Below are 14,134 nucleotides of genomic sequence, written 5' to 3'. Positions count from 1 at the left end.
GCGTGGGCGGAGAATGTGGTTGATGGGGATACGTGTCCCTTTCGCTGTTTCGCGCTTTGCGCGAAAGGCGCGCTACTTTGGAGCGAACGGAGAACGTGGTTGTTGCGGCAACTGATCCCCACCATAAATTACTCTTGGCATACTTGCGCGAAAGCCTGCCCGTGCTACACTTGCAATTGCTGTTTCAGGGCGGGGTGAAATTCCCCACTGGCGGTAAATCGGGCGGTGCCAAAGGGGTACCGTGGCGCAGGAAACGTGCCTGCGGCCGAGCCGATGAGTCCGCGACCCGTGTGTGCGTTGGTTCGCATGCCGGCTGAACTGGTGAGATCCCAGTACCAACGGTTAGAGTCCGGATGAAAGAGGCAGGTGATCTTATGTCTGAACAGTCGCAGCATATCCATTTTGAGAACACGAATAGGTGGAGCACCAAACAGCTCGTTACCATGGCGTTGATGTGCGCCTTGGGAGCACTGTTTATGTATGTGCAGCTGCCCATCCTCCCCTCGGCGCCGTTTTTGACGTATGACCCGTCGCTGGTGCCGGCGATGGTGTGTGGATTTGCGTATGGCCCTGGTGCCGGCACCGCTGTTGCCGCTATGGCGATCGTTATCCATGCGCTTACCACGGGCGATTGGGTCGGTGCGCTTATGAACTTGGTTGCCACGCTGGGCTATATTCTGCCTGCGGCTATCGTCTACCAGAAGATGCATACCTATAAGGGCGCCGTGATTGGCCTGGCGCTGGGCGTTATTGCCGCTACGGCGTTGTCTATGGTCGCAAACCTGACCATCGGCGTTTGGTTCTGGTATGGCTCGGCCGATGTGATTTTGCCACTCATGCTTCCTGCTGTTCTGCCGTTCAACCTTATCAAGACCGTGCTTAACTCGGTATTGACGCTTGCAGTGTACAAGGCGGTCTCTAATCTCATCACGCCCAAGAAGGACCAGGTCAAAGGTCGCGCATGATTGAGTGTCGGGGCGTTTCCTTTAGCTATGACGGTGTTGCACCGGCGCTCGATGGCATCGATCTGAACATCGAAGATGGCGAGTTTTTCTGCATCCTCGGCGGAAACGGGTCGGGCAAGTCGACGTTTGCCAAGCACCTGAACGCGCTGCTGCAGCCCGATGCGGGAACGGTGTGCGTCAACGGCATGGACGCGTCCGATCCCGAGCTGGTCTACGACATTCGCTCGACTGCTGGCATGGTGTTCCAGAATCCCGACGATCAGCTGGTGGCAACGCTTGTCGAGGACGATGTTGCGTTTGGTCCCGAGAACTTAGGGGTCGAATCGGCCCAGATCGCGCAGCGCGTGCGCGAGGCGCTGAAGGCCGTGGGTCTGGTGGGCTTTGAGCGCCACGAGACCCACGCTCTCTCGGGCGGACAAAAGCAGCGCGTGGCGCTTGCCGGCGTGCTCGCCATGGAGCCGCGCGTGCTCATTTTGGACGAGGCTTCCTCGATGCTCGACCCGCGCGGGCGCAAGGGCCTTATGAAGGCCTGTCACGCGCTGCACGAACGCGGCATGACCATCGTGATGATTACGCACTTTATGGAAGAGGCCGCTGAGGCCGATCGAGTCGCGGTGTTTCGGGCGGGGCGCGTTGCCATGTTGGGCACGCCCGAGGAGATCTTGACGCGGGCGGACGAACTCGCGCGGCTGAATCTGGATATGCCGGCATCGTGTTGTCTTGGCAGGGCGCTTCGCGCGAAGGGCGTGCCCATTTGCGCGCAGGTGCGCGAGGCGGATATGGTCGCCGATATAGCGCAGGCTTATACCGAGCGGAGTAGGACAGGCATCGCCGGGCGGCCTTTCGCATCCGATCCTCGTATTCCCGACAACGTTTCCTCTGCAATCGATGGCGCAGACGCGCTGGAGCCCGTCATCGAGATTTCGCACCTTTCGTATGGCTATTCGCTGAGCGCCCGCGAGCGTCGCCGTTGGCACAAGCGCTCAGCTGCCGAGGGTGCATCGAACAAACAGGCCCTCTGGGGCAACGACCCTAGCAGCCCCTGGGCGTTGCGCAATGTATCGCTGACGGTGCGTCGTGGCGAGTTCCTGGGCCTTGCGGGCCATACCGGTTCGGGTAAGTCGACACTGGTTCAGCATCTCAACGGACTGATTCGTCCCCAGGAGGGTTCCGTTTACGCGTTGGGGCTCGACCTGGTAAACAAGAAAGATGCCGCCGCGGTTAAGGCAAAGGTCGGCGTGGTGTTTCAGTATCCAGAGCGTCAGCTGTTTGCCGAGACCGTGGCACAGGACGTGGCATTTGGTCCGCATAACCTTGGCTTGTCGCAGGCCGAGGTTGCCCACCGCGTTGAGTCATCGCTCGCGCGCGTGGGCCTCGACCTGGCCACGGTGGGCGACAAGAGTCCCTTTGAGCTCTCGGGCGGGCAGCAGCGGCGCGTGGCGTTTGCTGGCGTGCTTGCCATGGAGCCCGAGGTCCTGGTACTCGATGAGCCCATGGCGGGGCTCGATCCGGCAGCCCGCAGGGATTTCCTGGAGCTCATCGGCCATCTTCATGACGAGGGCCTGACCGTCGTCATGGTTTCACACAGTATGGATGACCTTGCCAATTGCTGCGACCGTATTGTCGTGATGAACGAGGGCACGGTGTTTGCCGAGGGTACGCCCGCTCAGGTTTTTGCGTATGCCGATGAGCTCAAGTCGATCGGCTTGGGTGTTCCCGCTGCCCAGCGCATGGCGCTGGCGCTTGCGAAGGCAGGCGTGCCGCTGCGCTTTGACGGCCTCTATACGGTTGAGTCGCTGGCAGACGAACTGGTGGACCTGCTTATCGGTCGCTCGGACGGTCCTTCTAACGTCGCGGACATTGCTAAATCCAAGACGGTCGCGCGAGAGGAGGGCTGCTAATGGAGGCGTTTTCGTTTGGCAGCTACTATCCCGGCGATAGTGCAATTCACCGCCTGGACCCGCGAACCAAGTTGCTCTTGGGCTTTGTGTTTCTGATCACGACGCTCACGGTCAGCAGCTTCCGCGGACTAGTCCCGGTCGCAATCTTCGTTGTCCTGATCTATGCCGTGTCCCGGGTGCCGGCTCGTCGCGTCCTGTCATCGATGGCGCCGCTGCTGGCGATCGTCGCGGTGGTCGCGGTGCTCAACCTGTTTTCCGACCAGAGCGGGCGCATTCTGTGGCAGCTCGGCTTTTTGCAGATAAGCGAGGGCTCGCTGCATTCCGCCGCCTTTATGGCGTGCCGCCTGACCTTGATGATGGCCGGCATGAGCGCTATTACGCTCACCACGCCCACGCTCGATCTCACCGCGGGCTTTGAGCGCCTGCTCGCGCCGTTTGCGCGTGTGGGACTTCCTGCGCACGAGCTCGGCATGATCATGGGTATCGCGCTGCGCTTTATGCCGCAGTTTGCCACCGAGATGAAGCAGACGGCCGATGCACAGGCGAGCCGCGGTGCGCGCGTGACGGGAGGCCCGCTCGGCGGCGTGCGTATGCTCGGCAGTGTGGCGATTCCGCTGTTCACGGGCGTGTTCCGTCATGCCGAAACGCTGTCTGCCGCCATGGATGCCCGTTGCTATCATGGCGAGCAGGGCCGCACACGTCTGCATGCGCTTGCATTTGGCCGCGGCGATGCGCTGGCGGCGGTGGTGACGGCGTTGCTGCTCATCTGCGTCATCGTCATCAATCTTCAACTTGTTTAGGCGCGATTCGAGCGCAGGAAAGGGGTCCCTATGACCGATAACGACCGCACGGCGCAGCTCGAGCGCGCCTGTTCGTATCTTAGGCGTATTCCGGCGTGGTATCTCGCCACGATCGACGTGACGGACGGACATCAGCCGCGCGTGAGGCCGTTCTCGTTTGCCATGGTCGATGATGGCAAGCTGTGGTTTTGCACCTCGCGCGATAAGGATGTGTGGGCCGAGCTTAGCGCGAACCCCAAGTTTGAGGTTTCGGGTTGGAAACCGGGGGAGTGCTGGATCGTATTAACTGGCGAGGCCGCGCTCGAGGACGACGCGGTCGTGAGTGACCGGGTGCGCCAAGCCGGCTTTAAGCACATGGTGGGCATCGGCGAAGATCACGAGAGCGCCAACGACGGTCGCCTTGCGTTCTTCTCGGTGCGCAATATCGCCGCCCGCTTCTGTGATATCGACGGCAGCGAAGAGCGCCTGGAGCTTTAACCATAGGGTAGCTAAAACAGCCCAGACCCAAAAAATACGAGCGTCAGGAGGACACATGGACGGATTGAATACGGTGTTGGAGTATCTGACGTCGGTACCGGCATGGTATTTGGCGACGAGCGTTGACGGGCAGCCGCATGTGCGTCCGTTTTCGTTTGCGCAGATCCAGGACGGCAAGCTGTGGTTTGTAACGGCGCGCACCAAAGACGTGTGGCAAGAGTTGCTGCAAAATCAACGCTTTGAGGCCACGAGTTGGTGGCCGGGCCATGGCTGGCTCATCTTGCGCGGGCGTGCGGGTCTGGATGACCAGGCCGCTCTCGATATGCGCGAGGCAGGCTGGAAGCACCTGGAGCGCCTAGGCGAGCACTACGAGGGCGCAGGCGATCCCACGCTCGTCTTCTTTAGCGTGGAGGAACCCGAGGCCTTTATCTGCAACCATGACGAATGGGTGCCGATCGAGCTCTAAACGAGTCTCTCAGCAAGCTTCGACAATTCAAATTCTCGCATGTAGCGGGCCCCACATTGCAACGTCACCGTAAGGCGCACTGGGCAATATGGGGCCCGCATTTATTTGTCAATTCCTTCGAGTGAATGTGTCGGGACTGTTTCAATGCATGAATATGTAAAAGATTTGCGTAGATATGCATCTTTTGGTGCTAAAGTTTCAACCCACTTCATAACGACGGCTGCGGGATGCGCATTGGTGCATAACTGCAGACAAGGAGTCTGATATGTCTTTAAAGGTTGGAATCGTCGGTGCGGCTGGATATGCCGGCGCCGAGCTCATTCGCCTCGTCCTCGGTCATCCCGAGTTTGAACTTGCTGCCATTACGTCCAACGCCGATGCCGTCCAGCCGTTGTCTGCGGTGTATCCGAGTTTCGCCGGCGTAAGCGATCTTGTCTTCACGACGCATGACGCCCCCGAGCTCAAGAACTGCGATGCGGTCTTTTTGGCCGTGCCGCACACGGCTGCCATGGCACAGGTGCCCGCCCTGCTTGCCGCGGGAGTCTCCTGCATTGACCTCTCGGCCGACTATCGCCTGAGCGATCCGGCCACCTTTGAGGCCTGGTATGCCGCCGAGCACACGAGCCCCGAGCTACTCAAGACCCGCGCCTTTGGTCTGCCCGAGCTGTTCTGCCAGGACTTGGAGACCGCCGCATCCGATTATGCTGACGGCAAGTCCGTGCTGGTTGCCTGCGCCGGTTGCTACCCCACCGCAACGAGCCTTGCTGCCGCGCCTGCCGTGCGCGCGGGCTGGGTGGCCGAGAGCGGTCCCGTGATTGTCGACGCTATCAGCGGCGTGACGGGTGCCGGTAAGTCTTGCAACGCCCGCACGCATTTTTGCAGTGCAGACGAGAATCTGGAGGCATATGGCGTGGGCAAGCATCGTCATACGCCCGAGATCGAGCAGATACTTGGCCTGGCCGACCGCATCGTCTTCACCCCGCATCTGGCACCGCTCAAGCGCGGCCTACTCTCCACGGTGACGCTGCCGCTCGCGCCGCAGGCTCTCGACACGCTGACCCTTGAGGACGTTGTCGACCATTACAAGCAGTTCTACGCCGGTCGCACCTTCGTGCGCGTACTCGATGCCGGCCAGCAGCCCAAGACGGCTTCGGTCGTCGGCACCAACGCCGCCCAAATCGGCCTCGCGCTCAACAAGCGTGCGGGCGTTCTGGTGGCTACGGGCGCCATCGACAATCTGTGCAAGGGTGCAGCAGGCCAGGCGGTCCAGTGCGCAAACATCGTCTTTGGTTTTGACGAGCGACGAGGCTTGCCCACAGTGGCGTGCCCGGTGTAGCACATTCGATTGTTAGCGATTTGGTAGTCGGGCATCGAGTGGGGCGCCACTCTTAAGCTGGTCTCATGATTGTGGCTGGCATGGCGCACCAACCGATGCCCATTTTTTGTTTGACATAAGGAGTCATAAAGACGATGAATACAGAGCAGTTCGATATCAAGATTCGTGCCGTAGAAGGCGGCGTAACGGCGGCAGCCGGCTTTAAGGCGGCGGGCATCCATGCCGGATTCCGCAAGAATCCCGAGCGCCTGGATTACGCGCTCGTCGTGCCCGATAAACCCTGTCCCGGGGCCGGCGTGTTTACGACTAACCGCTTTTGTGCGGCGCCCGTGCAGGTGAGCCGTGTCAACCTGGGCGGCGCCGACAAAGGTTATGGCATCATCGCCGGTGTTTCTATCAACTCTGGCAACGCCAACGCCGCCACGGGCGAGACCGGTCTTGCCTGCGCGCGCGAGACCTGCAACATCGCCTCGCAGGTCATCGGCTGCGAGCCCCAGCAGATTTTGGTCGCCTCCACGGGCGTAATTGGTCAGATTCTGCCGATTGACACGTTTGAGACCGCCGTTCCTGCCGCCTACGAGGCACTCTCCGCCCATGGTGGCGCTGATGCCGCCCGCGCTATCATGACGACCGACACGCACTCCAAGGAGTATGCCGTGTATTACCGCAGCGAGGCCGCGGGGCACGCAGGCAATGCCTATACGGTGGGCGGTATGTGCAAGGGCTCGGGCATGATCATGCCCAACATGGCAACCATGATCGCGGTCATCACTACCGATGCCCCCGTCGAGCCGGAGGCGCTCCATGCCCTGTTGCTCTCCACCGTCAAACAGACCTTCAACAAGGTAACGGTCGATTCCGACACCTCGACTAACGACACCTGCATCATGCTTGCCTCCGGCGCCGCTGCCGCAGATGCCGAGCCTATTGTCGAGGGCTCTGACGCCTTCGACGAGCTGGCCTTTGCCGTGCATGAGGTGTGCGAGAGCCTGGCGCGCAACATCGCCGCAGATGGCGAGGGCGCATCCAAGCTCGTGACGGTTAACGTCACCGGCGCCGTGAACGACGAGGAGGCCGATATCGCCGCTCGTGCCGTCGCCAACTCGCCGCTCGTCAAGACCTGCATTGCCGGCCACGATTGCAACTGGGGCCGCGTTGCCATGGCGCTCGGTAAGTGCGGCGTGCAGTTTAACCAAGAAGATGTGTCCATCGACATGATGGGTATGCCCGTCTGTCGCGATGGCCTGACGGTCCCCTTCGATGAGGACGAAGCCCTGCGACGTTTTGAGGCGCCCGAGATTGTGATCTCGGCAGACCTGGGTGCAGGGGACGCGGCGACCACCGTGTGGACTTGCGACCTCACGCACGAGTACATCTCCATTAACGGTGACTACCGTTCCTAGACTCCCGATGTGCCGTGCATCCCGCTGCAATCTCGGGCAACGAGGTACGGCGCGATAGCTAAACGAAAGACGAGGCAGACTATGAAGTTCGCACGCGATTGTCGCTCGAGCGAATCCAACGAAGTTACCGCGCAGCTGCTGTTCGAGGCGCTGCCGTGGATTAAGAACCTGACCGGTAAGACGGTCGTTATCAAGTACGGCGGTGCCGCCATGGTCGACGAGCAGCTGCGTCGTGACGTGATGAGCGACATCGTCCTGCTCAAGATTATCGGCATGCGCCCTGTTATCGTGCACGGTGGCGGCAAGGCCATCAACGAGGCTCTCAGCCACTACGACATCCCCGTCGAGTTTAAGAACGGCCAGCGCGTGACTACGCCTGCCACCATGGATATCGTGCGCGAGGTGCTGGGCGGCAAGGTCAATCAGGAGCTGGTCGCGGCGCTCAACCACCACGGCAACCTGGCCGTGGGCGTGTCCGGCAGCGACGCCGGTACCCTTATCGCCGAGCCACTCGACCCAGAGCTCGGCCGCGTAGGCAAGGTTACGCACGTCAACACCGACTATATCGAGCGCCTGCTCGACAGCGAGTACATTCCCGTTATCGCCACGGTCGCAGCGGGGGAGGAAGGTGGCTTCTTCAACATCAACGCCGATACCGCCGCCGGCGCCGTTGCGGCGGCGCTTCATGCGCACAAGGTGATCTTCCTTACCGACGTCGATGGCCTGTATAAGGACTTTAGCGACAAGGATTCGCTTATCTCCAACCTAACGCTCGACGAGGTTAATGAGATGCTCTACGGCGGCGAGGTCGACAAGGGCATGATTCCAAAGCTGCGCGCCGCTGTCGATGCGCTTGCCGCTGGCGTGTTCCGAGCCCACATCATCAACGGCACGACGCCGCACTCGCTGCTCCTGGAGCTGCTGACCGATGCTGGCGTGGGCACCGTGATCCACTCCACCGAGACGGCCTACGAATTCGATACGCATCCGCACCCGCTTTCGACGTTTGCGGCGCGCCTGACCGAGAACCTCGACGAGGTCGAGAAGCTCCAGACGGTTTAAGGTCCTGGCGCCGCATCCTAACACCCATAGCCCGCGCCGCCCGGCGCCCAACGAAAGGCATCCCATGTCACTTGCAACTCAACAATCGCTCGAATCCCATTACGTTATGCATACCTTTGGCCGCTCGCCGGTTGAGTTTGTCGAAGGTCACGGTATGAAGCTCGTCGGCGATGACGGCCGTGAGTATCTTGATTTTCTTGCCGGTATCGGTGTGTGCAGCCTTGGCCACGGCAACGCTGCAGTGCTCTCGGCGCTCGAGGCGCAGACCAAAAAGCTCATGCATGTCTCCAACTACTTCTTCATCGAGCAGCGTGGCCAGGTCGCGGCGCTGCTGTCCAAGCTCGCTAACGACGACGTAGATGGTGCGTGCGTGCTGGCCGATGCCATTGCCGCCGGCGATGAGACCACGGCCGCTGCGCTCGGTGCCCCGGCTGCGGACGAGCAGGTGTGGGAGACGTTCTTTGCCAATTCTGGTGCCGAAGCCAACGAGGGCTCGATGAAGCTCGCGCGTCTGTACGCCAAGCGTGCTGGTAACGGCGGCAACACCATCGTATGCATGCGCGGCGGCTTCCACGGCCGTACGCTCGAGACCATTGCCGCCACCATGCAGGATTGGCTGCAGGATAGCTTCCGCCCGCTGCCGGGCGGCTTTGTGGCCTGCACACCCAACGATGTCGATGAGCTGCGTGCAATCTTTAAGCAGCTGGGAAGCGAGATTTGCGCCGTCATGCTCGAGCCGATTCAGGGCGAGAGCGGTGTGCACCCCATGACCGAGGAGTTTATGGCGGCAGCGCGCGACTTGGCACACGAGGTGGGTGCCGTTCTTATCGCCGACGAGGTCCAGTGTGGCATCTTCCGCTCCGGCAAGCCGTTTGCATTCCAGACCTATGGCGTGGAGCCCGACATCATGAGTCTTGCCAAGGGCATCGCCGACGGCGTCCCCATGGGTGCCGTGGTGGCAAAGAAGGAGATCGCCGACGTGTTTAAGCCGGGCGACCACGGCTCGACCTTTGGCGGTAGTTGCTTGGCTGTCGCGGCGTGCGCCGCGACGCTCTCCGCGCTTGTGCGCGGCGACTACGCTGAGCATGCCGCCAAGGTGGGTGCTTATATGGAGCAGGCGCTGGCCAAGCTTCCGCACGTTACCGAGGTACGCGGTCGCGGCTTAATGCTCGGCTGCGATCTGGATGACGCTGCGGGCGATGCGCATGATATTGTTGCCCGCGCGCTGGCCGCCGGCGCCGTGATTAACGCTACTGGTGCCCACACGCTGCGTTTCCTGCCGCCGCTTGTCTGCGAAGAAGCCGACGTGGACAGCCTGATCGAGATTTTGTCGGACGTTTTGGCCTAACACAGCGCAATAACTCAATTTGGACCGGGTTCCGGACTGCGGACGTGCCATATGCGGCACGATTCAGCGGTCTGGAGCCCGTTTTGTTATCGATTTACCATGGCTGGGATAGGCCGTGTGCAAAAAGTGGCAAATATGAGTACGGGCACTAACTTCGTAACATATAAATTAGGCGTTTTTAGATGAGTTGGGCCACATATGTCCAGTTTTGCAGTAACTAAATTGGCTTAACTGGACTATCAGTCGTCGTTCTAAGGTAGCGCACAGAGATGTGGTGTAAGAGGCGGGGCATGCCCCGCCTCCGCCCTTTCTTGAAAGGGAGGGGACACCGCCTAGAATTCGTCGTTGGAGTAATGAAGGTGACGAATGGAAGGAAAGGCGATGCCCCAAGAAGAGAGTGTACTGCGCCTCGGCCGCGACGAGGCCCTCGAGGCGGCGAGGCTTTGGCAGGAGTGCGGCGACGCGCGCGAGTTCGCGTGCAGGGTGCTGGGCGGCGTGATGAACGCGCTGATGGACTCCGAGGCCCAGCAGATGTGCGGCGCGAGCCGCAACGAGCGCAGCGACGGCAGGGAGAACAGCCGCAACGGCTACCGCCCCAGGTCGCTCAAGACCGCCGTTGGCGACGTGGAGCTCGAGATACCCAAGCTCAGGCACGGCACCTACTACCCCGAGGGCATGCTCGCGCGATGGTCGCGCGTCGACACCTCGGTGGCCGCCATCGTGCAGGAGATGTACGTGTGCGGCGTATCCACCCGCAAGGTCGAGCGCGTGGCGTCCAGGCTGGGCATATCCTCGCTGTCGAGCTCGGAGGTCTCGAGCCTCTGCTCCGACCTCGACGCCGAGGTGGCGGAGTTCCGCCGCCGCGACCTGTCGGGCACGCCGTGCTGCTACCTGTGGCTCGACGCCACCTACATGAGCTGCAGGGTCGGCTCGTCGGTCGTCTCGCAGGGCGTCGTGACCGCGATCGGGCTGGGCGCCGACGGGCGCAAGCACTTCCTGGGCTGCGACGTGGTCGACACCGAGAGCGAGGACTCCTGGGCGGCATTCCTCGGCGGGCTGCGCGAGCGCGGGCTGGCCGGCGTCCGCCTCGTGGTCTCCGACAGCCACGCCGGGCTCGTGGCCGCCGTCTCGCGCCTGTTCCAGGGCTGCGCCTGGCAGCGCTGCGTGACGCACCTGCAGCGCAACCTCCAGAGCGCCTGCTCGGGCAGGCCCGAGGACTCCAAGGCGGCCGTCAGGGACCTCGTGCACGCCGCGGTCTACCAGGACGACCCCGACCTCGCGCGCTGCGTGTGGGCCGAGGCGGCGCCCTGGGTGGCGTCGGTGTCCGCCAGGGCCGGCGAGGTCTTCGAGCAGGCCGAGGACTCCGCGCTGGCGTTCACGGCCTTCCCCAGGGCGCACTGGGCCAAGCTCCGCACCAACAACGTCCAGGAGCGCGCCAACCGCGAGATCAAGCGCCGCTACAGGGTCGTGCAGTCCTTCCCCTCGAGGGAGTCGATGCTGCGCCTGACGTGCGCGAGCCTCATGGAGACCGAGGGACAGTGGTCCCAGCAGCGCGTGTTCTCCGAGGCCTCGGCCGCCGAGGGCTTCGCCGAGCCCGCGGGCAGGCCGGCCCCGACGGAGGGGAGGCGCCGCGCGCTCGGGCGGCGCGCCAGGGAGATAGTGGACGAGATAGTCGAGAGGCGCGGTCTCAAGAAGGAGTAATATCGGGACTTGCAGCGACGGACCTCAGGACGCTCTTACACCACGTCTGCGCGCGCCACCCGTTCTAATGTCGGATTTGCCTTTTATGACTTCGAAAACGCTGCTACCAAAAAGGTAGCAGTACTCATATTTGGCATTTTTTGCACATGGGTATTCGCCAAGGGTCCATTTCGCCGCCCGCTTTCGCTTCGGGCCTCCGCTCCTCGCGTGCTGCGCTGGAAAACGCTTACGCGTTTCCTCAGCTCCGCACCCTTGCGGGTTCGAATCCCTCTGCACGGGGCCCAAAAAGGAAAGGCCCCCATCGCTGGGAGCCTTTTCAATCAAGTGGTGGGCGATGAGGGGTGTCCGCGTGCGGCTGGCGCCGCCCGCGCCCCGCTTCGTCGCTTCGCTCCTCGCGTGCTGCGCCGGAAAACGCTTACGCGTTTCCTCAGCTCCGCACCCTTGCGGGTTTGAATCCCTCTGCACTGGGCCCAAAAAGGAAAGGCCCCCATCGCTGGGAGCCTTTTCAATCAAGTGGTGGGCGATGAGGGATTCGAACCCCCAGCCTTGTGCGTGTAAAGCACCTGCGCTAACCGTTGCGCCAATCGCCCGCAGGGATTGAGTATAGCGGAAACCCCGTGCTGTTCACCGCTAATTCATAACGAAACTTACGCGGCGACTTCGGCGCCCTTGTCCTCGTCGATAAAGAAGCGCTTGTACCAGATGAGGAACGTCAACGTGGTATAGATCTTGCGCTGGTTGAGCGCGCGACCCTCAAAGTGATCGTCAAGCAGTTTCATGAGCGCATCGGTGTCAAAGAAATCGGCAGCCCACGGTGCGGTGAAGTATTCCTTTACGTAGTCGTAGTACTTTTGCTCGCGCAGCCAGAACTTGACCGGTACGGGGAAGCCCACCTTCTTGCGCGTTGCCCACTCGTCGGGCAGCGTGCGGTTGGCAGCGTGACGCAGAACGAGCTTGCAGCCTTCTTCGTTAACACGGTAGTTGGCGGGAATGTGCTCGGCAAACTCCATGACCTTCTTGTCCAGGAACGGGACGCGAAGCTCCAGAGAATGCGCCATGCACATCTTGTCTGCCTTGAGCAGGATGTCGCCCGGCAGCCACATGTTCATATCCAGATACTGTTTCTTGGAAAGCTCGCAGCAGTTGGGAACTTGCTTGTAGTACTCGGCGCACATCTCCGCGGCGTTCTTGCCAGTGTCATAAGCGGGCTTGAGCACCTCGTCGACCTCGGAGGGATCGAACACCTTTGCCTGACCCACATACCAGCGCTCGGGAACCTCGGCGCATTTCGTCAGGAAGTTGTGGCCCTTAAAGTAGGGGAGATGCTGAACGAGCGAGCCCAGGGCGCGACGTACGCCGAGCGGCACGCGCTTCTTAAAGGAGCGCATCTCGGGGGTGTCCTCGTACCACTCGTAGCCGGCAAACAGCTCGTCGGCACCCTCGCCCGAAAGGACGACGGTGACCTCCTCGGAAGCCATCTGCGCCAGATAGTACAGCGGCACGCTGGACAGGTTCGATTGCGGCTCGTCCATGTGATACTGGATATCGGGCAGTGCATCGAAGAACTCGTCGGCGGTAATCATCTTACGCACGTTCTTGATGCCCAGCTTGTCGGAAAGCTCGGCAGCGTAGTTGGTCTCGTTGAAGTTCTTGTAATCAAAGCCGACAGAATACGTGGTGTCGGGCATGAGACAGGCGGCAATGTAGCTGGAGTCCACGCCGCCAGAAAGGAACGAGCCCACCTTAACATCGGCGATTCGGTGTGCAGCGACGCTTTCGTGCACGACCTTGTCGCACTCGTCCACGTACTCCTCGAAGGTCTTGGAGTTGTCGTCGGTGAAGTCACAGCTCCAGTAACGCTTGATGTCCATGGTGTTGGTCGTCAGGTCATATGTAAAGCAATGCGCCGGGGCAAGCTTGAACACGCCCCTAAAGAAGGTCTCCTCCGTGGCGGGGAATTGCAGCGTCAGGTAGGGGCGCAGCGCGTCGTGGTTGACAGCCTTCTCAAACTTGGGATGGTCCAGGAAGCTCTTGATCTCGGAGCCAAACAGCAGCGAGCCATCGGATGCCTGGTAGTAATAAAACGGCTTGATACCAAAGATGTCGCGAGCGCCAAAGAGTTTGTTCTTGTTCTGGTCGTGAATCACGAACGCGTACATGCCGCGCAGGCGGTTGACCAGGTCCTCGCCCCACTCCTCGTAACCATGCACCAGGACCTCGGTATCGGCGTTGCAGTGGAAGGCGTAGCCGGCTGCCTCCAGCTCGGCGCGAAGCTCCTGGAAGTTGTAGATCTCTCCGTTGAAGACAATCGTGACCTTGCCGTCGTCGCTCGACATGGGCTGAGCTCCAGCTTCGGAAAGATCGAGAATCGAAAGACGACGGAAGCCAAGGGCAACGTTGTCAACGATATGCTGGCCGCCCATATCGGGACCACGGTGGATGATGCGATTCATCATGGCCGTGAGAACCAGCTCACTCTGTTCATCTGTACCGGTAAAACCGACAAAACCGCACATGCAAGATCCTTTCTGCTGACGGCTCAGGTGTACTGCCGCAAGGATTGCGGCAGCTGATGTCAAATAATCTTTACTATCATGCCAATCTTTTGTTTCGTGATAGGGCATAAGCGCCGAGCGAACCGAAAAAACCACGGCCCGATCTTCAGATGAAGCGGC

General features: G+C 61.1%; 11 protein-coding genes, 1 tRNA gene and 1 riboswitch. Of the genes, 10 read left to right on the top strand and 2 right to left on the bottom strand.

Going from position 1 to position 14,134, the window contains the following annotated elements:
* The first annotated feature begins 176 nt into the window (after positions 1 to 176).
* Positions 177 to 369: riboswitch (FMN riboswitch) on the top strand.
* A gap of 5 nt (positions 370 to 374) precedes the next feature.
* From GXM19_RS05865 to GXM19_RS05820, 10 genes are all read left to right on the top strand, one after another.
* Positions 375 to 965 carry an ECF transporter S component gene (locus GXM19_RS05865; protein WP_040358991.1) on the top strand — a complete coding sequence of 197 codons (591 nt, stop codon included), beginning with the start codon at positions 375 to 377 and terminating at the stop codon, positions 963 to 965.
* Complete coding sequence (locus GXM19_RS05860) at positions 962 to 2,866, top strand: energy-coupling factor transporter ATPase (protein WP_006234940.1); 1,905 nt, start codon at positions 962 to 964, stop codon at positions 2,864 to 2,866. Before GXM19_RS05865 ends, GXM19_RS05860 begins: the two co-directional genes overlap by 4 nt.
* Entirely contained in the window at positions 2,866 to 3,666 is an 801-nt protein-coding gene (locus GXM19_RS05855) for an energy-coupling factor transporter transmembrane component T family protein (RefSeq protein WP_006234941.1), read from the top strand. The genes GXM19_RS05860 and GXM19_RS05855 overlap by 1 nt, the downstream gene beginning before the upstream one ends.
* A 30-nt stretch (positions 3,667 to 3,696) precedes the next feature.
* Positions 3,697 to 4,143, top strand: a complete 447-nt coding sequence (locus GXM19_RS05850) for a pyridoxamine 5'-phosphate oxidase family protein (RefSeq protein WP_006234942.1) — start codon at positions 3,697 to 3,699, stop codon at positions 4,141 to 4,143.
* Positions 4,144 to 4,198: 55 nt separating this feature from the next.
* The gene (locus GXM19_RS05845) at positions 4,199 to 4,609 is read left to right on the top strand and encodes a pyridoxamine 5'-phosphate oxidase family protein (protein ID WP_006234944.1); all 411 of its coding nucleotides are present in this window, start codon (positions 4,199 to 4,201) and stop codon (positions 4,607 to 4,609) included.
* Between the two features lie 265 nt (positions 4,610 to 4,874).
* Positions 4,875 to 5,945 carry an N-acetyl-gamma-glutamyl-phosphate reductase gene (gene argC, locus GXM19_RS05840; protein WP_006234945.1) on the top strand — a complete coding sequence of 357 codons (1,071 nt, stop codon included), beginning with the start codon at positions 4,875 to 4,877 and terminating at the stop codon, positions 5,943 to 5,945.
* Between the two features lie 134 nt (positions 5,946 to 6,079).
* Positions 6,080 to 7,348, top strand: coding sequence for a bifunctional glutamate N-acetyltransferase/amino-acid acetyltransferase ArgJ (argJ, locus tag GXM19_RS05835; protein ID WP_006234946.1), 1,269 nt, complete (start codon positions 6,080 to 6,082; stop codon positions 7,346 to 7,348).
* Between the two features lie 81 nt (positions 7,349 to 7,429).
* The gene (gene argB, locus GXM19_RS05830; RefSeq protein ID WP_006234947.1) at positions 7,430 to 8,410 is read left to right on the top strand and encodes an acetylglutamate kinase; all 981 of its coding nucleotides are present in this window, start codon (positions 7,430 to 7,432) and stop codon (positions 8,408 to 8,410) included.
* Positions 8,411 to 8,474: 64 nt separating this feature from the next.
* On the top strand, positions 8,475 to 9,758 hold the full coding sequence (locus GXM19_RS05825; protein ID WP_040358993.1) for an aspartate aminotransferase family protein: 1,284 nt from the start codon (positions 8,475 to 8,477) through the stop codon (positions 9,756 to 9,758).
* A gap of 366 nt (positions 9,759 to 10,124) precedes the next feature.
* Positions 10,125 to 11,459 carry an IS256 family transposase gene (locus GXM19_RS05820; RefSeq protein WP_115596155.1) on the top strand — a complete coding sequence of 445 codons (1,335 nt, stop codon included), beginning with the start codon at positions 10,125 to 10,127 and terminating at the stop codon, positions 11,457 to 11,459.
* A gap of 514 nt (positions 11,460 to 11,973) precedes the next feature.
* On the opposite strand, the gene GXM19_RS05815 is transcribed toward GXM19_RS05820, so the two are convergent.
* Positions 11,974 to 12,049, bottom strand: a tRNA-Val gene (locus GXM19_RS05815).
* Between the two features lie 57 nt (positions 12,050 to 12,106).
* Positions 12,107 to 13,975: an asparagine synthase (glutamine-hydrolyzing) gene (gene asnB, locus GXM19_RS05810; RefSeq protein WP_006234950.1), complete on the bottom strand. Its 1,869-nt coding sequence runs from the start codon at positions 13,973 to 13,975 to the stop codon at positions 12,107 to 12,109.
* Positions 13,976 to 14,134 lie beyond the last annotated feature (159 nt).

The organism is Collinsella aerofaciens ATCC 25986, from assembly GCF_010509075.1.
Lineage (GTDB): Bacteria > Actinomycetota > Coriobacteriia > Coriobacteriales > Coriobacteriaceae > Collinsella > Collinsella aerofaciens.
This window is presented reverse-complemented; position numbering and strand designations above follow the sequence as displayed.